The sequence below is a fragment of the Algoriphagus pacificus genome, assembly GCF_017254845.1.
GTDB classification, from domain to species: domain Bacteria; phylum Bacteroidota; class Bacteroidia; order Cytophagales; family Cyclobacteriaceae; genus Algoriphagus; species Algoriphagus pacificus.
The window spans coordinates 814,118-836,773 of sequence record NZ_JAFKCU010000003.1 but is presented as its reverse complement, the minus strand read 5'-3'; the positions used below and the strand labels follow the sequence as shown (position 1 = coordinate 836,773).

Genomic DNA, 22,656 nt, shown 5'->3' with positions numbered 1-22,656 from the left:
CCCCGAAATAAGAAGCTTATGAAAACTAATAATGAGCTAAAAAAGATAGAAAAGGTATTTCAGCAATATGGGATATCACTTAAAGGGAAAAGAAAATACGATCGCTTTGAGCAAGATCTAAAGATGGATAAAGTCTTTGTATCCGGTTTGATTTTCGATCTGGAATATGAGCTTCACAAGGAGATCAATGACGACAAAGTCAATACAGTACAAGCTCCTTATCAGTTGATAGAATTGTTGATGATTTGTTGAAAGGAAAAGCGGCTCCATTTTGGGGCCGCTTTTTTGCTTTCCGGGGATAATTAAAGTTCCAACATTAAACTTTTGATCAAATGTATTTCTGAGTTTGGAAGATCCTGGGAACTCCACCTAGTCGTGGCTTTTAGCCAAGCATCTCTTCTCCAGAATTGAGAGTTACTTTTACGCGTATTTTGAAAGTTTGAATGACGTTTTGCCTAAGGAAGTATAGTTTATTATCCTTGACATATAGCTGGAAATAGAGATCCTGATATCTCTATGGTATTGATCAAAAACTGAAGAAAGATTGATGTCTGCTTTTTCATTGATGTATTCTTCGATCGCTTTGCTTCTTTCTCATAATAGTCCATAAAAAGGTTTTCAGAACAAGTGGTGAAACTCTGATGAACCCTATTCTCTTCTAAATGGAGAAAGAGTGAAAAATCTTGGGTTTAAAATTATTGATTAACTTTCTGAAGCAGGATGGATATCCCTTGTTCCAGACTTTTGGATAGATAAGGGGAATGGATGGGGTACAAAAAAAGCACCGAGTGAATAACCCGATGCTTTCTATTAAGCAGGAAAAGGATTATACCTCTTTGATTTCATTTCCTTCCTGATCATATTTTTTGGTTAGTTTTTCTTCGGTACCGTCGTCAAAGACCACTTCATAGTGGAAGGTTCCATCAAGCTGAGTAATTTGAAATGCCTCTGCAATTTTTAATGATTTTACAGTTTCATCATTACCGATTGTGGTTTTTACTGCATCAGGCAAAGATTCAGCTTCAATTTTTACCTTTTCTTGTTGAAACAAGATTGATTCTGAGTGAGGATTCTCAAGCGTTATTTGTGGAGTTGCCATGGCCACGCCACCAAATAACATAGCGGACATTAAAAGCGTCATTTTCATAATGATAGTTGGTTAATTAGTGTTTGAAATTTAATTAGTTGGAGTCCGGACCCCTGATCCCGATGTATTACCATCAGAACTTGTTTATCTATTTGCCAATGGTATGCCAACCACCTAAAAACCTCTTAAATGGAGTTTTTGAATGAATAATTATAATTTTAGTGTAGAAAAAATGGTCATTTTGTTCTTAAAATATCAAAAAATTATACCATTGAGGCATTTCACATGGGTGCCTTATGGCAGAAGAAGGTAATTTGAAATCAATAAATTTTTAATATTTATCCTGTTTCCCTTTTCACTTGGGTAATACATTTATTGACTGAATTTTTCACATAGATATTCTTCTCAAATTCTATGTGATTGTTTGGTTATCTTGAAGCTCAAATACTCAGTCTTAGGAATTAGCTTTACTTTTATTATTCAAGAAAACAGGAAGGTATTTGCCAAATGTTTAGACACCAGGGAAAGAGCAGGACTTTAAAACATAACTTGCGGATTGCAATTGTTCTTTCTTTGGTTGCCGGAATTGTAAACGTTTCAGGTTTTCTTGCATTTAAGCAATTAACGACTAATGTGACAGGTCATTTTGCGCTGTTTATTAATGATGTGGCGGATTTTGCCTTTTGGAAAGGATTGATCTATTTTCTTTATATTTTTTCCTTTCTTCTGGGTTCTTTTTTATCTGGTTTCTTAATTGAAAAGTTTAAGGAAAATAAAAAATTGAATGTTTTTCTGATCCCAACATTGATTGAAGGCCTGATTTTAATCATTGTTGGAGGGCTCAGTAATACACTAGTTGAAATTTATCCGGACTTATTAGTTTGCTGCTTACTTTTTGCAATGGGTCTTCAAAACTCCTACGTAACCAAAATTTCAAATGCAGTGGTGAGAACAACCCACCTAACTGGACTTTTTACGGATTTAGGCATTGATATTTCCCAATTATTCTTTCCAAAGGAATATCCCAATAGAGAAAAACTTAAAGCAGGTATTAAACTCAGGATATCTATTATTTCATCCTTTTTTTTAGGTGGGTTAATCGGTGGATTTCTTTATTCCAAGACGGAACTTGGATTAAAAACCTTGCTTGTAGCCGCTTTGATTTTAATCGCCAGCCTTTTTTACGATGACTTTAGGTATAAAGTATTAATCATGAAGAGAAAACTTCATCAGAGTAAAACTTCAATAGATACAACTGTTTAAATAATTTAAAACTGACTTCTGGAGGAAATATATCTTCATACAATTGGCTTCCTAGAGAATACATAATTTAGAAAGGTTTATAGCCATTTACACTTAACCTATCTTAACCAGGCCAGAATTCAGTAGAAGGAAAATTGATAGAGATAAAATCTCTGTTTAATTCTTTGATTTATAAAGCTTATAAAAGCTACAATTTTTAATAGAATGAATGTTTTGTCCTTCTATCTGACCGATTGAACCATGTAATTTCTTTCTATCATGAATAGTTTTAATGCTAATAACAATTTGAAAGTTTTAAATTTAAAACTGTTAGGAGGTTGATTTTTGAATGATACTTCTTATGCACCAAACAATGACCCAAATAAGCGTGAGATTAATTATTACTTTTCTTATCGTATTCTCCCTTAATAATGCTTTAAAGGCAGAGCAGGAAATTCTTTCTCAAGAGGAATTTTCCATCGATGTGATCAATGTCAGAAAAGGATTGCTTAGTAATTTTGTCACCAAAGTGGTTTCCGATGAAAACAACTTGAAGTTTTTTGCTACCGAGGGGGGCATCTCGAAATTTGACGGTTATAATTTCACTGATTTCAGACCTGGAGTGGGTTTTCAGGGTTTGGAAAATGAAAATATAGAAACGCTTTTTAAAGATCGGGATAACTTAATCTGGATAGGTACAAAAGGTGGTGGACTATCGGTCTTGGATTCCAAAAAGAATAGAATCCAGAACATGAATCATATTTTTTCAACCAACTTCAATAAAAAACTACGAGTCATTTCTATTAATCAGGATGGAGATGGAATGATCTGGGTAGGCACTTGGAACAGTGGCTTATACGTTATTGACCCCTTGAAGGAGGAGTTAATTCATCATTACAAGTCCAATTCACCTATTTACAGTATTCTAGTAGATCAATATAAAAATGTTTGGTATTTGTCTGGTAGACAGTTATTTAAATTTGATCCTTCCGAATCCCGTGTCCTGAGATTTCCAACTTCCAAAACGTTTTACAACATGGTGGAAGACATTCATCGGAATAAGATTTGGTTGATTGGAAATCAGGAAATCAATCGGGTTGCCTTATCTAATTTTGATTATGAAGATCAAAAAGTTAAAGAAGTGCCTATATCGATTGAAGCGAGGTTTGTCAAAAGCATTGCGTTAGACGCTAAAAATAGATTATGGTTTGGGAGTTGGGGAGATGGACTATTTATCAGTGATTCAGAGGTTAAAAATTTTAAGCGCGTAAATACCAACCCTCAAGGTGCTGATGTAAATAATATCAACTACTCTATCATCATGAGTATAGATATTGATGATAATGGGATTGCATGGCTGGGAACTTCTCAGGGAGGAGCATTAATTTTGTATCCCAATAAAGGCTTCGAAATAGCAAGGAATGCCTCAGATCAGCAGATTTCTGATCATAATATCACTACTTTTTTTAAAGATAGTAAAGGGGTTTCTTACAAAGGAACTTTAATGGAAGGACTTTATTCTGATAATAAATCAGCTTCCTATTCTTGGATAAAAAGTATAGAAAAAACCAGGATAAACTGTGTTTTTGAAAAAGGGAATCACCTTTATGTAGGTACTGGAAAAGGGCTTTATGTGATCAAAAACAGGGATTTTGATAACCCAAAACACTTATTCAGGCAGCAAAAAATCACCGCAATCTTACAGGATAGTAAGAATAGGCTTTGGTTGGGAACCCAACAGTATGGTTTGAAAATGACCAAATTAGATTCTGACCCTGAACTCATGAATTGGACAATTTTTTCAGAAACTGAGGTTAATCATACCCTAACAAATAATCGAATTAGCCAGATCAAAGAAGATAAATTTGGAAAAATCTGGTTAGGGACTTACTCGGGAATCAATCTATTTGATGAGAATAAACAGAATTTCATTTCTCAAAATGAACTGAAGGTAAAAGACCTATCAGCCATCATTATTAATGATCTCTATTTCCAAGGTGATACCTGTTATTTGGCAACTCCAACAGGCTTGATTTCCTTGAGAAATTCAAGAGATAAATTGGAAATTATAGATTCATTTGATAGAAGCTCAGGTTTATCCAATGATTTTATTTGTGCAGTTGAGCAGGATTCCAAAGGGAATTTATGGTTGAGCACCATGACTTCTATCACAAGATTCAGACCTGGGGATAAGACCTTTGTCAATTTTGACCGGGAAGACGGAGTGATGATAGACTCATTTCACAGTGGAGCTTCATTTGTTGATAGCGATGGTAAAATTTACTTTGGAGGATCAAATGGCTTGATATCTTTTGACCCGCGATTGATTTCAGATGATTTTACTATCCCTGAAGTAATCTTGACAAGACTTACTGTAAATAATAAATCTTTGAATGTGGGAGATGAGGTGGATGGAAAAGTAATTCTTGAGAATTCAATTCATAATACTGATAAAATTGATTTGGGTTATTCCCAAAATCACCTTTCATTAACATTTACTGTAAATGATTTTTTTGGTCCGGAAAATATCTTTTATAGCTATCAGGTAAAAGGAATGAATGATTCCTGGGTGAATCTTGGTACAGTAAATCAATTGAGTTTCACGGGACTTCAACATGGCGATTATGAAATTTTACTCAGGGCAAGTAGAAACAACATTGACTGGAGCCCTGTCAAATCACTGAAGATTCATATTGCAACTCCGCCTTGGTTAACCGGAATAGCTTTCATTTTATATTTCATTTTGGTGATCGGGATTATTCTAATTATCCGATATATTTCTGTCAGACAAGCTAGACTTAAGGCGGAGTTGAGGATTATCCAAATTGAGAAAGAGAAAGAGCATGAACTGAATGAAGCTAAGATTACTTTCTTCACCAATATTTCACATGAATTTAGAACTCCACTTACCTTAATATTAAGTCCTGTCACTGAACTTATTGAGCGAAATGACCTGAAAGAGACGATCAAGGAAAAATTGCTTTTGGTAGAGTCGAATGCCAAGCGAATGCTGAAATTAATTAATCAGCTATTGGATTTCCGAAAGTCAGAACATGGCCTATTACTCTTAAAAGTTACCCGTTCCAACTTTATCGATTTATCCCGAGAAGTATACCTTAGTTTTAAAAGTCTCGCAATTCGTAAAAATATTGAATTCACTTTCGAAACTGAATTGGAGGAGTTGTATTTTGATTTCGATAGAAATCAAATGGAGATAGTCCTGATGAACCTATTGTCAAATGCATTTAAATACACAAAGGAGGATGGTAAAATTCACGTAAGAATACATCAGGAGGAGGAAAATTTGATCATGACGGTCGCTGATACTGGTATTGGCATGTCTAATCTCGAATCTCAAAAGATTTTTGACCGATTCTATCAAGTTCAGAACTCTGAGACTTCCAACTTGGTGGGTAGCGGAATAGGTCTGGCTTTTTCAAAAAACATTGTGAATTTGCATCAAGGAGTGATTTCAGTAGAAAGTGAAGAAGGAAAGGGAACTTGTATCCGAATTGTTTTGCCAGTGATTCAGACTATTCAGAAAATATCCACAAATGACTTAGTGGAAGGACAAGGATTACAGCTTTCTGGTGAATTGGATTTAGAGGACAAACAGCTGCTCAAAATCACTTCATCTAAAAAAGAGTTTTCTATTGTGATTGCTGATGACAGTGAGGACATCAGGATATATCTCAAATCTCTCCTTTCTGAGGAATATGATGTGATGGAGGCTGTAGATGGACAAAAGGCCTTGGAATTAGTGCAGAAAGAGCTTCCGGATCTAGTGATCAGTGATGTGATGATGCCAAATATGGACGGGATCAGGTTATGTCATGAGATTAAAAATCAAATCAATACTTCTCATATTCCTGTCATTCTTTTGACAGCAAGGGCTTCATTGACCTATGAAATGGATGGTTTGCAGGAAGGAGCTGATGATTATATTACGAAGCCATTTAATCCGGGAATTGTAAAAACCAGGATTCAGAATATTCTGGCCAATAGAAAAATTCTAAGGGAGCATTTTCTAAATAAAGTTAGGTTCGAACCTGAAACAACTACTGTTTCAGATAATAACCTTGACAGCCTTTTTATTGAAAAAGCAATCGCTTTAGTAAACGATAATTTACAGAATGAAGATTTTGGAATTGAAGTGATGGTAGATGAACTCAATATGAGTCAGTCCACACTTTTCCGAAAGATCAAAGCGCTAACAGGACTTTCACTTACCGGTTTTATCAGATCATTGAAGTTGAAACATGCTGCAAAAATGATTTTGCAATCTGATATTAAATTAAGTCAAGTTGCATTTGAAGTTGGTTTCAATGACTACAAATATTTCACGAAGTGTTTTCAGCAGCAGTTTGAATGCCTTCCATCAGAGTACCGCCAAAAGATACTTCAAAAGGCCTAATAGAGCATATTATGCTATCTAAGAGAGACATCCACAAGATGTCTTTTTTCATTTTGAACCATTTCACCTCTTGATTGATCTGTCTACCCCCACGGTTAAAAGTATTAATTGGTAAAATTTGAATCAATTGTAAAGTCTACAACCCAAAATAAACTCAAATGAAAAAATCATTTACAAAGCATGAATTATTAAAGAGGGGAAGGTCGGAGAAGTTTACCTTAAAGCTTCCCTTGTTAATGCTTTTACTATTGACATTTCAAGTGTCTTTTGTAAATGCATTTCAAACATCAAATCAAGTGACCGGTGTAGTTACTTCTGATTTTGATGGATTGCCGATCCCGGGTGTCGTAGTTCTGGTAAAAGGAACTTCACAAGGCTCAGTTACAGATGTTGACGGTAAATATTCTATTCAAGTACCAGGAGCAGAATCTGTACTGATTTTTAGCTTGATTGGTTTTGAATCACAGGAAATCACTGTGGGAAGTCAAAGTCAGATAAATGTGATTTTGGCAGAGTCCGAGTCACTCTTGGATGAAGTAGTGGTAGTAGGTTATGGTGAGCAAAAGAAGCTCAACCTTACCGGATCAGTGGAAACCATCAAGTTTGATGATGCCGTCAATCAGCCAGTTACTAATTCAGCTCAACTGATGTATGGAAAGTTTTCCGGTGTTCAATTGACACAGTCTACCGGCTTACCTGGCTCTGATGGTTCATCTATTGTAATTAGAGGTATCGGTTCTTTTGGAGGTACTAATCCACTTGTTGTGATCGATAACATTCAATATGATGGACTGGCTGAATTCAATAATTTAGCTCCTTCTGATATTGAGAGTATTTCTGTATTAAAGGATGCTTCGGCTTCTGCGATTTATGGTGCTAGAGGAGCTAATGGCGTCTTGGTAGTTACTACGAAAAAAGGAACTAAGGGTAAGTTCTCAGTCGATTACAATAATTATTTTGGAGTTCAGCAAGTAACAGTGATTCCCGAATATTTGGATGCTGTCAATTATGCTTTGCTTAGAAATGAGCGGGACTTAAATGTCAATGGACCAAATGCTGCTCTAAGATTTTCGGAAGCTGATATCGAGGCCATTAGAAATGGCACCAACCCTGACCAATTCTCCAATACAAAATGGTCAAATGTCGCATTGAGAAATGCCCCTATACAAAACCATTACTTGTCTTTTTCTGGAGGAACTGATAGGACTACATTCAGACTTTCTTTGGGTTATTTGAACCAGGAGGCTGTTGTTAGAGGCAAATTCAAATCGGATCGATACAATCTTGGAATTAATCTAAGCATTAAGCCAAATGAATGGTTGACAATCTCTAATGTTACCAATGCCTTTTGGTCAAAATTTGTAGGTCCAAGTGGGGGTGCATCTGCGATTACCGGTGAAACTGGTATCATCAATCAGTTCCAAAGATCCTCTCCGGTTGCCCCGGTTTACTATTCGAATGGAGAGTTGGCAGTTGTGGATGGGGCTTATCAAAATGTTAATTTTTCATATCCTATCAACAATGTGTTATTGACTGGGACTTATGGTGACTACTCAAACGACAACATAAACATCAGTGAAAGAATTGGGCTAAGTGCTCAGATCGCTAAAGGACTCGTTTTCGAAACAAGTGGAAGTGCGATTATCAACTTTGCAAATATTTCCAATTTTAGACCAACGCTTGTTACTCGTGATTGGGAAGGGAACATTGTCGGGCAGAATGATGTGAATGATTTGAACAATAACCTGAATTTCAACTATCGGTTAATGAATGAGAATATTCTGCGGTACAATTTTACAATTGATAATTCTCATAACCTGGGCTTTATGCTTGGTCACTCTGTAATTTATGATAAAGTGGATGGATTTTCAGGCTCACTTCAAGGATTCCCTTCGGATGCTATTCAGGAATTTGATGGAGGAGGAGTTTTGAACCCTTCAGTAAGTGGGGGGGCCAATGAAGAAGCTTGGCAATCCTTTTTTGCTAGAGTCAACTATAATTTCCAAGAGAAATATCTATTTGAAGCTAATGTCAGAAGAGATGGATCTTCCAAATTTGGTCCAACTAATCGATATGGAACCTTCCCTTCATTAAGTGCTGGTTGGAATATCGCCAGAGAAAACTTCTTGAATACTTCAGAAACTTTAACGGAATTGAAAATTCGTGCAAGTTGGGGAATCAGTGGGAATGATAGAATTGGTAATTACATCTTCGAACAGAGTTATAATTCAGGCCTTGATTACCAATTAGGTCAGGATGTAATTGTACCTGCTGTTGCTTTGACATCTTTGTCTAATCCTTTGATCACTTGGGAGACCATAGAGCAATTTGATATTGGAGTGGATGCATCGTTTTTCTCCAATAAGTTAAACCTTACTGCAGATTACTTTAAAAGAACCAGTTCAGATATTCTTTATACCAATTTCCCAATTCCTAACACAATTGGTGTGACCAACTTAGCAGCACAAAATGCAGCTGGAATGGAAAACAAAGGATTTGAATTATCCCTAGGGTATAGAGAGAATATTGGCAAAGTGAAATTTAATGTTTCTGCCAACCTGACTCGTATGGCGGATAATAAAGTAACCGATTTGGGTCCAGGCGGCGAAGAGACAATCGGAGGAAATACGATTATCAGAATTGGCGTTCCATTCAACTCTTACTATGGCTATCAGGTAGTGGGAATTTTCCAGACTCAAGAAGAAGTTGACAATGCACCAAAACAGTTTGGAAGTAATTTAACTGCTCCTGGTGATTTTCAGTATGCTGATATTTCAGGGCCGGAAGGCGTGCCAGATGGAGTAGTGAATGCGATGGATAGAACCATTATTGGAAATCCATTTCCAAGATGGATCTATGGTATGAATGCAAACCTTCAATTCAGTGGATTTGATTTGAATATGGTATTCCAAGGAATTGGAAAAGTTGACAGACTATTGAATAGTAACGGACAGTTACCAATGGATGGTGATAGAAATAATGCCCTTTCTTATTGGATTGATCGTTGGACTCCTGAAAATCCATCTGAAACACTTCCAAGAATTGGTGGGGTAAATAATTCAGTAACCTCTACTTTTTATATTCAAGATATGTCCTATCTGAGATTGAGAAATATAGAGTTGGGATATACGATACCAAGTACTATTTCTAAGAAAGTTTTGATTCAAAAAGCCAGAATATTCGTGAGCGGACAAAATCTGCTAACATTTACAAAGGTGGAAAACTTTGATCCTGAGCGCCAGAGAGGTGGTAATACAGATCAGACCACGCCATTGTACAAAGTGATTTCTGCAGGTATCAACATTAAATTTTAATCATCATGAAAAAGCTAATCTATATACTTAGTGCATTTTGTTTGATTTCTTGTTCTGAGGATTATTTAGAACGAGGTTCATTAACACAACTAGCAGAAGGTAATTTCTGGCAAAATGAAAAAGATGCCTTATTAGGGATCAATGGAATCTATGAGAATCTACAGGACAGAGTTCTTTATAGTGGAAATCTAAACGGTACCGCTGGATTGCCACAGCACGATAGTTTTGCAGATAATACCTTTAATAATTACAAGTTTGAAGGTCCTGGGAATTTTGTAGAGGGTAGAGCAGATCCTTCCTTCGGATTTTTCAATGCATTTTGGACATCCAATTATAGAGGAATAGCTCGGGCTAATATTGCCATTGATAATATCAGTAGAATTCCTGATACGAACATTGACCCTGAAACCAGAGACCAATTAATTGGTCAAGCTAGGTTTCTGAGAGCTTTATTCTACATCAATTTGGCCATATATTTCGAAGATGTGCCTTTGATTCAAGACTTTCAGACTCTGGAAGAAGCTTATGTGCCTAAGAATACATATGACGAGGTGAAGTCATTTATCATTACCGAGTTAAATTTGGCAATTGATAATCTTCCGGTTGCCTACCCAGCTTCCCAATTTGGTTATGCCACAAAAGGAGCCGCTTTGGCTTTATTGGCAAGATTTGAATTATATAATAAAAACTTCCCTGAAGTAGTAAGGCTGACTACAGAAATCATGGGATTGGGATATGATTTGTACCCGAATTATGCGGAGCTTTTTACACCGGCCTCGGAACTTTCAAAAGAAGTGGTTTTTTCAGTTCGTTTTATTCAGGACCAGTCAAACAACGGGGAAACTTTCTCTGCAACCTTTTTAGGAATACCTAAAGTTAATGTGCAACCCATGCCAAATATGGTGGATGCATACCTCGCGATAGATGGATTACCTATTACAGAATCTCCACTTTATGATCCTGCAAATAAGCAGGAAAACAGAGATCCAAGATTAGGAGCATCTGTGTATTTCGAAGGAGATATATTCATCAAGTATTTAAATAGACCATTCAGAGGTAATACTGCCACAAAATATGGTTTAAAAAAATATGTCAGGGATGATCAATCTGCAGATGGAATTGGCCCGGCATCTCCGGGAGGCCAGGATTTTTATGTGATTCGTTATGCAGAGGTTTTATTAATGAGAGCAGAGGCATTAGCAGAAACAGGTCAGTTAGCAGAGGTTTATCCCTTGCTTGATCAAATCAGAACCAGAGCTGGAATGCCAACTGTCACAGAAGTAAATGGGACAGATCTAAGCCAAGCTGATTTAATGGAAATGGTTAAACTGGAGCGAAGAGTTGAACTGGCATTTGAGGGATTAAGATTCTTTGATGTAAAGAGATGGGGAGAAGTAGAGGAAGCTTATGCTAGAGCAAGTGCTGATCCTGTTGGACCTTACAATCCTGAGTACAGGGGAAGACAATCAGAAGTCTTTGCAATTCCTCAATCTGAAATTGATGCCAACCCGAATCTAGTGCAAAATCCAGTTTGGAATTAAGATAGTAAACATAGAATATAGTGATTCATCACTCTCACCGAACTTTGGTGGGAGTGTTGTTTTAATTCCATCTTATATGAAAAACTTAGCTATAGTATTTTTTTTTCTGTTGACTTATGCTCAGGCACAAAATAGGTCTGCTTTAGATAAGCCTAATGTGATTATCATCTTGACAGATGATCAGGGATATGCAGATGTAGGTTTCAATGGAAGCACTGAAATTCCTACACCAGGCATCGATCGTATTGCAAAAAATGGAGTTGTTTTCACCTCAGGATATGTGTCCTATGCTGTTTGTGGACCAAGCAGAGCAGGTTTGTTGACAGGTAGATATCAGGATAAATTCGGTTTCTCTAAAAATCCACTTCTGGCTCCAAAGGATCCCTTGATGGGGCTTCCGCTTAGTGAAGAGACAATGGGAGATGTGATGAAAAAAGCCGGATATACTACTGCTGTGATTGGCAAATGGCATATGGGTGCACATCCGACTCTTAGACCAAATGAAAGAGGGTTTGATGAGTTTTATGGCTTTCTCTCAGGTGGTCACAATTATTTTCCAGAAAATCTGGTCTTGCAGGATATTGAGCAGGCAAAGACCCAGTACGATGGGTATAAAACAAAATTACTCAGAAATACTGAGAGGGTAGTGGAGACAGAATATCTTACGGATGCATTCTCCAGAGAAGCAGTTGATTTTGTTCAACGAAATCATAAAGAACCTTTCTTTATGTATTTAGCCTATAATGCTCCTCATGCTCCTATGCAGGCTACTGAGAAATACCTTAGTCGCTTTCCCAATATAAAAGACAACAAGCGTAAGACTTATGCAGCTATGGTTAGCGCCGTGGATGATGGTGTGGATGCACTCTTGACTAAACTGGAGGAATTGGGAATTGATGAAAATACATTGGTTTTCTTCCTATCAGATAATGGAGGACCCACTAGTGCAAATGCATCGGATAATTCCCCATTAAGAGGATTTAAAGGAGATTTTTTTGAAGGAGGTATTAGAGTTCCATTTGCTATGCAATGGAAAGGCCTTGTTCCGGCAGGAAAAACTTATGATCATCCTGTTATTTCTCTGGATATATTTTCTACCGCAGTAGCCCTTGCTAAAGTAACTCCTAAAAACCAGTTAGATGGAGTGAATCTAATACCATTTCTGACAGGTGAAAATTCAGGCTTGCCACATGAGGAATTGTATTGGAGAAATTATTCTGCCAATCGATTTGCGGTCAGAACCTCTGACAGCAAACTCATTTTTGAAAAAGACAAGGATTATCTGTTTGATATTCAGAAAGATATTTCGGAGAAAGTAAACCTTGCTTTAACTGAGTCTAATCGTGTAGAAGAATTAAAACAAATGATTGAAATCTGGAAAAAATCTATCATGGATCCAGTTTTTATGGGTTTGATGGAGGATAAAGAGTACTCAAAATTAAACCCGGACAGATTTAACAAATAAGGTGAAATGACTAGTTTATACAAGAATACTAAAATTATTTCTTGCCTGGTAAATCCTAAATGGTTCAAATTCCTACAGCTTGTTGCGCTGTTTTTTTTGGTGAACTTCAACAGTTTTGCGACTGAATATTATTTTCATCCGAGACTGGGAAACGATCAAAACACTGGTAAATCTAGAGATCAGGCATTTAAAAGTTTGAAGAAAGTTGCTTCACTTGATTTGAAAGGAGGCGATAAGCTTCTGTTGGCTGGTGGTGAGATCTTTTACGAGACCTTGGATCTAACGGGGAAAAATGGAAGTGTAGAAAATCCAATTTTGATTGATTCTTATTATGAGCCACTATCTCAAGAGGGTAAGAAGAGTCAGATTGATGCCAAAGGCCTTGAAAATGGAATACTGATCAAGAACTCGAATTACATTTCTGTCAAAAACTTAAAAATAACTGCTGCAGGATTCGATGATTCTTCTCCTACTGGAACAATGCGAATCGGGGTTTTAATATCAGTTACCAAAGATTTAAATGCTCGTGGAATCATACTCGAAAAGCTTGAAATAGAAGATGTGTTTTACGAAAACAAAGGTTTTCAGAGAGGAAAAGATGAGGTGAGATCTGCAAATGGAACCCAGAAATATGGTTGGGGAATACGCTTATTGAATTCAACCGAATCAGGGATGATAGAGGAAGTGAAAATTCTAGATTGCCGTATTTCCAATCTTAGTCATACCGGAATAAAATTGACCGGTGGTAGTAATCAAGGCATAAGAAATGTGACCATTTCCCGAAATACTGTCTCAAAAACCGGTGGACCTGGAATCCAGATGTCCGGTGTGAAATTCGTCTATGTTTCCGAAAATGAAGTGACCTATTCTGGCAGTAATGACGATAGTAGGAAATGGGGTAGAGGTAGCGGATTATGGACTTGGGGATCTTCTATGGTCTTGATTGAAAAAAACAAGTTTATGTATGCCAATGGTCCAGGTGATTCTGCTGGTGCACATATTGACTTTAACTGCGATAACATCGTCTTACAATATAATCTTAGTGCTTATAATGCCGGAGGTTTTTGCGAAATTCTAGGTAATAATTATAACTGTGCTTATCGCTATAATATAAGCATCAACGATGGCTTTCGTGAGAAGGGCAAAAGTGGTGCTTTTCAAGAAGGAAAAGTGTTTTGGTTGAGTGGGTATCAAGGAAACCAAAAAGCAAGAAAGGGTCCTGTTAATTCTTATTTTTATAACAATACCATTTTTGTCAATGAAAAACATGTCTCCAAAATCGCAATTGATAATCGCTCAAGAGGCGTTTTGATAGCAAATAATATTTTTCATTTGATGGGGGGAGCTTCTTTGGTAGAAGGTGATCAGTACAAGCCAGATGATGGCGAAAGCAGACAAGTGATCGACGTAATTTTTGAGAATAACCTATTCTTGAAAAATGGTATTTGGCCTAGTTCCGCGGCTATTCTAGAAAATAAATCTCTAATAGGAAATGCATCTTTTAGTAATCCTGGCGGATTGGCATTAGAAGACTACATCCCTTTAAATAAAGAACTTGTTCAACAAGGTATCACCATTCCATTTATACCAAATGATGATTTTGGATTGATGGAAGGCTTGAATTTAACGAAGGACATTCTAGGAAATCAAATTTTTGGAACTCCTTCAATTGGTGCCATTCAAGTCAAAGAAATTCAATAGACTTTAAAAACAGCTTTTCACAATAATATTATATCTGAATTCTTCAGAAACAATTGATCTATAAATGAAGACTAACAAATTAAACCTCGGTTTGCTTTACCTACTGATTTTTTGCTCATTTTATCTGGTGGCCTGTAAATCAAATGAAGCAGAAACAACTGTAGAAAAGCCTCAAAATCCCAATATCATATTTATCTACATGGATGATCTAGGCTATGGAGATGTAAGCGCTTACGGGGCTGGAACTCTTCAGACACCTAATTTTGATAAATTAGCCAATGGTGGAATAAGATTTACCAATGCCTATGCATCCTCAGCTACTTGTACGCCAAGTAGGTATGCGATCTTAACAGGTACATATCCTTGGAGAAATGAAAATGCAAAGATTCTTCCAGGTACAGCTCCGCTTTTAATCGATACTGCTCAAATGACGGTTCCAAAAATGCTAAAGCAAGTTGGATACAATACAGGTGTGGTGGGTAAATGGCATCTAGGTTTGGGGAGTGGAAATGTAGATTGGAACCAAGAAATCTCTCCTGGACCAAACCAAGTCGGTTTTGATTATTCCTATATCATGGCAGCTACACAAGATCGCGTTCCAACAGTATATATCAAAGACGGAACAGTGGTAGGACTAGACCCAAATGATCCAATCCTTGTAGATTACAACAAGAATTTTGATGGAGAACCCACTGCAATTACTAATCCTGAAATGCTTACGATGAAATGGCACCATGGCCATAATAATAGCATTGTCAATGGAATACCGAGAATCGGTTTTATGAAAGGTGGTGAAGCAGCAAAATGGTCTGATATAGATATGGCAGATCACTTTTTGGAGAAAGCAAAAGCTTTTGTGAAAGAAGAAGCAGAAAAGAATGCACCATTCTTTCTATACTATGCAATGCAGCAGCCACATGTGCCAAGGACTCCACATCCAAGGTTTGAAGCAACTTCAGGAATGGGACCTAGAGGAGATGCAATAGTGGAAGCAGATTGGATTGTTGGTGAGTTTTTGAAGGAACTGGAAGCTCAAGGAATTTTGGAAAACACCTTGATCATATTTTCGAGTGATAACGGACCGGTTTTGAATGATGGCTACTACGATGATGCTGTAGAAAAAATTGGAGATCATACACCTGCCGGACCTTATCGCGGAGGGAAATATAGTTTGTTTGAGGCAGGAACAAGACTTCCTTTTATTGCTTATTGGAAGGGTAAAATCCAGCCTGCAGTTTCTGATGCGATGATTACCCAAATAGACTTGTTGGAATCCTTGGCCGCATTGGTAGGAAGTGATGTGGAAACAGGAGACAGTGAAAATCTTTTGGATGTTTTGATGGGGAAAAGTCAGCAGGGAAGAGAAGATTTCGTTTTGGAAGCGACCAGTAGAACTGCCTACAAAAAGGGAGATTGGGTAATGATCCCACCTTATAAAGGACCTGAAGTAGAGAAAAACGTGAATATTGAGTTAGGGAATTCCAATGAATATCAATTGTATAATCTGAAAGAGGATCCCTCACAACAAACGAATCTAGCTGAATCTAATCCTGAGAAACTAACCGAAATGGTCAAGAGTTTTGAGGCGATAAGAGGACAGAATAACAGACAAATTCAACAATTGGAATTGAAGTAAAACTAGTGTGAATTAATTGGTGCTTAGTACTGATAATCTCCCAAGTCGATTTGATTTAGAATTTTTTTTAATCTATCGCTTTGGGAGTTTTTTATTGCCCTAATAAATAGGGATTTACAGTCTTTAACCCTTTGATAGTAGAAGATATAGAGTTTTTATAGCTATTGGGGTGGGTTGTTTTTATCAACCTTGAAATATGAATCAAGTCTATTATTGCCTCTAAGGTTAATCCAATAACTACCTCAAATGATTGCTTAACCGAATCACCTTTCCTGCGCAATCATTAAGCTACTGTGAAATATATCTTCATATAAAACCAGTCTTGGATTTCAAAAAATTGAAAATTCATGGACTATAGAGTCAATGAACCAAAAAAAATGCGGATCTAATAGATCCGCATTTTTCACTTCTAACCCAATGCTTGCTTATTTTACAAGTAATTTATGCTGGATCAATTGGTTGCCATTTTGAATAATAATCAGATAAAGTCCAGGTCTTAAATTGTTCTCTAACTCAATTTTCTGTCCAGTAGCCTCTATGTGATTTTCTGACACCCAAACTCTTCCGTACATGTCGGAAATACTCAAGTTTAATGTTCCATTTTCCTGAAGATTTGGAAGGCTGATGTTAATTGTTTCATAACTTCTTACAGGATTCGGGTAGACATTAAAGTCTTCTATAGAAAGGAGTAATTCAGATGGAACAGTAGCAACTGCTTCTGTTGTAAGTATTCGTGCAGAAATTAAGTCTTCCTGCTCTTTTGCTACCTCAATGATTTCAATTTTATCGATCAAGGGAGCTTCATTCATTGCTGGTCGGATTTCGATTTGGTTATCTCCAGCCAATAACTCTACTTCAATTACTTTAGTAGCTGGAACTCCGCCGTTACCACACCATTCTCCTGAATCCATGAAAGAAACTTGACTTGTAGTACCATTGATGATCACCCGTGCTGTTCTATCCACTGCTGAGATATAGGAGATTTCTAATTGGTAGTTTCCGGCAGTAGTTACTTTCACATTTTCGAAAATAATCGCATTGGAATAGGAGAAACCCATATTTACCAAAGCTCCATTAGAAGCGCTTAAACAATTAGCAATAGCTGAAGAACCTTCCAATCTTGCTTCTTCCGCCTCTAGTGAGGCTATTTGTTTGTTCAGACTTATTTTGTCAAGGAAAGGAGCATCAGTTTCTGTTCGTAAAATTTCGATGACGTTTACCCCTTTATTCAGATTAACAGTAATCTCATAGATGGCTGTATTTCCTCCTTCGAAGCACCAGTTCCCAGATGGAGTTACTTTTTGATAGCCTAAGCTTTCCCCGTTTACTATTAATCTAAAGTTCCTCTGAACTTTACTCATATAATGTACAGATAAGATATAGGCTCCGGCTTCAGCGGCAATGACTTGGTTGAATCTAACACCAGAGGAGAATCCGGTCCGGAAATTAACCTGCTGACCATTGGAAGATGCCCCACAATTTACAGCGATGGCATTGCCCAATAATTCTGCATTTTCAGCTTCATAATCCATTGGTCCAAATACTCTCACCACATCAGGATCTTCTTCAGCAGGAAGTTTACCTTCTGAGGCAATCGCTAATCTATCTATTTTGAATTCTTGAGTTGAATAGGCAATTGTTATGATATGATTTCCTTCGGTAAGGAAAAAAGGCAAAGCCCTATCTTCACCACCTTCTGAGAAGTGGAAGAGTTTCCAATACCATTCAAAGGCATCATTTTCTAAGTTATCCCACTTTCTAAATGGCTCATTGTCAATTTTGATCCAGAGTGAATTATCCTCAGTGCTCAAAGATTGAATTTTACCCCAGATTCTATATTGGTCTTTTTCTTCAATTTCGAAGTTGAAAGAAACCTGCCCATCAGTTCCTGGAGGACTAATCAGTGAACTACTTGAAGGAATTGCTTCTAAAAATTCCCCTCCTATGGCTGTTTCTGAACTGTTGACTTCCCATTGATTCCCATAAATTCCTGCTTCAGCCTCTAACCAATAAATAATATCAGTACTTGTTTGGCCCCATTTATCCTGAGTTTCAATACAGGAGTTGATAGGAGAAGGTGCCAAGTTTACCTCGTCACTTGTGGTGATTAAAGCCAGTTGATCTAGCAAAAGGGAGTTGTTTGTGTACTCAAAGCTGATTCTATGCTTGCCCGCTTGTAGGGAATAAAATCTTGGTAATTGAAGCCAATTAAATTCGGAAGTATTTAGCCCTCCGATGGTCTCAAATTCTCCGTCGTCGATTTTTACTTTAATTCCTGTTCCGCCTAAAGTCTTTGCCCGAAGCCAGATCTTAAAGATTTTGGCCTCGCTTAAATCCAATTCATAGTGAAGTTGTGAGGCTAAAGCTGATGCCCCTTCCAAAGTGTTATTACCTCTTACATATTTTCCGTTAGAGCTTTCTTCATCTTCTATAACTTCCCACTTATTCCCTAGATAAAGAGCACATTCAGCTTCAAAACTCATGATCTCTGGAGTTTCCGGAGTGAAAGGATCATTTAATCCTTGGAGATTTCCATCTGACTCAAAAGTAGCTTCTGGTATAGAAGGTGTTGAAAGGTGGCTATAATAGATCTCCCCAATATTTGTCAGATTACCATTCTCATCTGTTAAGTCTGCAGAGTCTACAGGATTAGATGAATTAGCACTCATTGGTTCGAAATAGGCATAGCGCTCTACATATTCCAATGATTCTAAATAAGGTAAGGCCAACTCTAGGAAAGCTGCCTGAATGGCATTCCCTCTGTTTGGGTTTGCGTTGAATTCAGTGATCCAAATAGGTAGGCCATAAATTCTATGGACATTTTCCAAGTAAGTTTTGAAGCGGTTAAAAATAACCTGCGGATCTGCATTTGGACTGTTAGCAGGATTGCTTCCCCAATCATACCAGTGAACTGCCACAAAATCGAATCTTACGTCTCTCGCTTTTGCCAATTCCGCAAATTCAAGTAGCCAACCAGTTGGACCATTTTCCCTTGGAGCTGGAGTACCCAGGCGCATTCCGGTTTTCATTAGGTTTTCATAGTACCCAACAGCAACTTCTATCTTGCAGAGGTTATTGAATTGTCCCGATTGATCATCGCAATTATCAGATTCGTTAAAGCCAAGTAAATGATTGACTTTATCTTTTTCAATGATTCGCTTTAGGACTTGTGGAGCTGTAGCGCCAGCACCCCAAGCCATTGGTACATATTCGTAGTTTGGTTGGCTTTCATTACTGTTTCCCCAATTGTAATACCAGCCGGCATTTACTTCTTCAGTAAAACCACCGGTACCTTTTTTGATAACCCAATTCCAAGGTAAAACTCGAATAAAACTCACATTGCTTTGAAGCGCTGCTGGAAGTGATTCAATGACCAAATCCTCTGTAGAAGCGATGTAAACTTTGCTTTTACTTGTTCCATTTTCAGCAACTGAAAAGGTAGCCATAAATCCTCTTTTCAATTTGAAAGAAGAAGTCATGTCATTCATATCATTTGGAATACCAGATCCAGAATAAATAACAGTCTCATGGATATCAGCTGAAGTGCCGCTTAGGTTAGTCCCTGAATAGATCTCTAAGGCTACATAAGAACTTGAATAAGGACGGATTAATGTTCCAGACTGGTAGAATTGATTGATTCTGTAATCTAAATCAAGTGTTCCATTAGAATTTTGAATCCATATTTGGTCTTGCATACTTGAAAGAAACTGATCTGGATTCGTGCTTTTTAAGATTGCCCAAGAGTCCAAATCATTAAAATTTAGATAGACATCTGATCCTAAAACTCCATTTTCTTGGACAGTAAGCGTGGATTTTTTGTCTAGGGAAATCACTCCATTCTGAAGTGGAGCCTGAAGTCCAATTTCTGAATTGACTAGTGTCAAACCAATTTCCGAACAAACAAAGCTTAAACTCTGAGGTATATCAATACTGGCATTTTCTATCCAGAGGTTGTAAGAGATTTGCATTCCTGGTTCCAAAGTCCCCTCATCTGGGTATTTGTCTTTTGTAAGGTCGATTTCAGATGGACAAATCTGATTTGGAAGTTTGTTTGATCCGGGAAGGCAGTAAGGTTTTGCACTATTGGGTACAATAATTTCAGCTTGACCCGAGGGAGATGGGCCTGCTGGAAGTTGATTTACAATTCGCCAATTGGCTTCATTGAAAAAGTCATCATTCTGTTCCCCGGTCCAATAGAGATATTTGGATAATTGTCCACAGGACCCTTCACTTCCCTGAGCCCAAGAGGGGAAACTCAGCAGAAATAAGTACAATACTGTTAAGTAGATTTTTTTCATGATTATCGGGTTTATTACTTCCCGAATATCTTTATCCTGATTTTGAAGGCTTTGGCTTATTATGTCAATTGTTAGGTTATATAGGTCAAATTGCCATTATTCAAGGGATTACTGGATATGTTCTTGGGATGAAATGAAAATGAAGAATGAGACTTCTTTAAAGAATGGGGTACTCTTTTTCCACCTATAAGAGGTATCTGAAAGTAATGGGTTTACAATTTTTTGAAAACTACAAAAGCATAGAGACTACCGAGGGGCTAAGCTTTTGCTAAGATTCTACTCCTAATTGGAGACTACCACCGCAATTGCCGGATGCTGGCCCGCTGCTGTGTCGACCCAATGCGACGATACTAAAAATAATTATGGATATTAAATAAATTCCCACGAGCGTACTATGAAGAACCATGTGTGTGTTTTTCATTACCGTGGAGATTTTGACCTGCATGAGTTGGTAAGGCAGAGCTGGAAGTGCCTGTAGGCTTTCCCGTTCGAGCTGATCAAATTGTTCCCTGCGGCTTTCTTCTCCACGGAGGGCACGTTCATTATAGGAAGCCAAAAGTGGCTTTAATGCTTCATTGAGCCCTTCCAATGAAAAGTACACCTTGTTCTGAAGATGAATATAGACCCGCTGATAAACCAGTTTAACAGCGCCTTCCACTAGTGATTTTTCCCTTGGCTGGCGCGGACGTGTGGGAAGAATGGCGGTGCCATGATGTTCTGCAAAGGATTCATAGGTCTCGTTAAGTATAGGGGAAAACCTACTGCCCTTTTGAACTGCCGACTTCAGGTTATCAGGGACTATAGCTCTGGGAACACCTCCGTAGTACTCCAGCATCCTGCGGCAACTTTCTGTAAAATCCTCTTTCTTTTGGGTCAGTGTAGCCTCCAGATAGGTGTATTGGCTACACCCAAGCACTCCTACAAACACCTGCACGGGGATATGCTCTCCTGTCTCCGGGTCGTTGATGTAGAGAGGATTGCCGGCATAATCAATAAATACCTTATCCCCGGCCTTGTGTTCAAAATGCATCGTCAGGTTCCTCCGTTTCAGGTATTCGCTCAGATAGGCTTTGAACTGGCTAGGGCGGTACCCCTGGGGGTGTTTGGCAATGTAATCCTCCCAAAGTAGCTGCTGGGTCATACCTTTGCGCCGGAGTTCTTTGGAGATCTTGGGCAATAGAGCGGACAGAATTTCCTGTCGCTTACTTTGCTGCTGGGGAGCAGGAGGGCCGAGAATCAGCTCAGAAAGTGCTTCATCAGACAGCAATTCCACTTCTTGGTGAGTCAGTGTTGTTTCTTTGAACCGTTTGAGATAACTTTTAACAGTTTTACGGGCTACCCCGGTAATCTGGCTCAGCTGTTTGGTGCCACGGCCTTCGAAATGGCCTCTCAAAAACTGTCGAATCTTATTCATGGTTAAGGGTCGGTTAGCCATCATTACAGGGTTTTAATCCTGCACCAACAGCATTCGCAAGACCACTATTCCATTCCCAAAAAAATATTAACCCAAGGGGGTCAGTTTGCTCCGGCTAACGGAGATCAATTTGACCGGATTTTGCAATTTATTATTACTTTGTATGTATTATGAGAATATTTTACATACATTTAAGTAAAAAATAAGTAAATGAAAGGGACAAACATTGGTGAATTTGAAGAATTGGTCCTTTTAACGGTGGCTGCCTTAATGGAAGATGCTTATAGTGTATCAGTTTGTGATGAGTTATCCGAACACACGGGGCGTACTGTAAAATTGGGAGTGGTGCATGCAGTATTGAACAGGTTGGAAGAAAAAGGACTGCTAAAAAGTGAATTGGGGGAAGCAACCAAATCAAGGGGAGGGAAAAGAAAGCGTTTTTACCAATTGACCATACAAGGTAAAAATGCCTTGGTTCAGGCAAAGGAAATGAGGGACCAGCTTTGGGAAAGGATACCTACTGTCAATTGGAGCAAAATTTAGG

Annotated in this window: 12 protein-coding genes; 9 read left to right on the top strand and 3 right to left on the bottom strand. The window is 37.9% G+C overall.

What is annotated here, in order from left to right; all coding sequences use genetic code 11:
- The first annotated feature begins 18 nt into the window (after nt 1-18).
- Nucleotides 19-252 (top strand): acyl carrier protein, encoded by a 234-nt coding sequence (locus J0A69_RS16060; RefSeq protein ID WP_206587613.1) that lies wholly within the window; start codon nt 19-21, stop codon nt 250-252.
- Nucleotides 253-826: 574 nt separating this feature from the next.
- On the opposite strand, the gene J0A69_RS16055 is transcribed toward J0A69_RS16060, so the two are convergent.
- Nucleotides 827-1,147, bottom strand: coding sequence for a hypothetical protein (locus J0A69_RS16055; RefSeq protein ID WP_206587612.1), 321 nt, complete (start codon nt 1,145-1,147; stop codon nt 827-829).
- Nucleotides 1,148-1,636: 489 nt separating this feature from the next.
- Here J0A69_RS16055 and J0A69_RS16050 point away from each other — a divergent pair, with 489 nt between their 5' ends.
- The 7 genes from J0A69_RS16050 to J0A69_RS16020 all read left to right on the top strand — a co-directional run bounded on the left by J0A69_RS16050 (nt 1,637) and on the right by J0A69_RS16020 (nt 16,400).
- A complete protein-coding gene (locus tag J0A69_RS16050; protein WP_236032920.1) occupies nt 1,637-2,350 on the top strand; it encodes a YoaK family protein in 714 nt (237 codons plus the stop codon).
- A gap of 352 nt (nt 2,351-2,702) precedes the next feature.
- Nucleotides 2,703-6,743 (top strand): hybrid sensor histidine kinase/response regulator transcription factor, encoded by a 4,041-nt coding sequence (locus J0A69_RS16045; RefSeq protein WP_206587610.1) that lies wholly within the window; start codon nt 2,703-2,705, stop codon nt 6,741-6,743.
- 158 nt (nt 6,744-6,901) lie between these two features.
- Nucleotides 6,902-10,057 (top strand): SusC/RagA family TonB-linked outer membrane protein, encoded by a 3,156-nt coding sequence (locus J0A69_RS16040; protein ID WP_206587609.1) that lies wholly within the window; start codon nt 6,902-6,904, stop codon nt 10,055-10,057.
- Nucleotides 10,058-10,062: 5 nt separating this feature from the next.
- Nucleotides 10,063-11,598: a RagB/SusD family nutrient uptake outer membrane protein gene (locus J0A69_RS16035; RefSeq protein WP_206587608.1), complete on the top strand. Its 1,536-nt coding sequence runs from the start codon at nt 10,063-10,065 to the stop codon at nt 11,596-11,598.
- Between the two features lie 76 nt (nt 11,599-11,674).
- A complete protein-coding gene (locus tag J0A69_RS16030) occupies nt 11,675-13,063 on the top strand; it encodes a sulfatase-like hydrolase/transferase (RefSeq protein WP_206587607.1) in 1,389 nt (462 codons plus the stop codon).
- Nucleotides 13,064-13,069: 6 nt separating this feature from the next.
- Nucleotides 13,070-14,764: a right-handed parallel beta-helix repeat-containing protein gene (locus tag J0A69_RS16025; protein ID WP_206587606.1), complete on the top strand. Its 1,695-nt coding sequence runs from the start codon at nt 13,070-13,072 to the stop codon at nt 14,762-14,764.
- 64 nt (nt 14,765-14,828) lie between these two features.
- A complete protein-coding gene (locus J0A69_RS16020) occupies nt 14,829-16,400 on the top strand; it encodes a sulfatase family protein (RefSeq protein ID WP_206587605.1) in 1,572 nt (523 codons plus the stop codon).
- A 425-nt stretch (nt 16,401-16,825) separates the two neighbouring features.
- Here the strand turns inward: J0A69_RS16020 and J0A69_RS16015 are convergent, their stop codons facing one another.
- Nucleotides 16,826-20,698: a glycosyl hydrolase gene (locus J0A69_RS16015; RefSeq protein WP_206587604.1), complete on the bottom strand. Its 3,873-nt coding sequence runs from the start codon at nt 20,696-20,698 to the stop codon at nt 16,826-16,828.
- 268 nt (nt 20,699-20,966) lie between these two features.
- The gene (gene istA / locus J0A69_RS16010) at nt 20,967-22,112 is read right to left on the bottom strand and encodes an IS21 family transposase (protein ID WP_206587603.1); all 1,146 of its coding nucleotides are present in this window, start codon (nt 22,110-22,112) and stop codon (nt 20,967-20,969) included.
- Between the two features lie 210 nt (nt 22,113-22,322).
- On the opposite strand from istA, the gene J0A69_RS16005 reads away from it, so the two are divergent.
- On the top strand, nt 22,323-22,655 hold the full coding sequence (locus J0A69_RS16005; protein ID WP_206587602.1) for a PadR family transcriptional regulator: 333 nt from the start codon (nt 22,323-22,325) through the stop codon (nt 22,653-22,655).
- Nucleotide 22,656 lies beyond the last annotated feature (1 nt).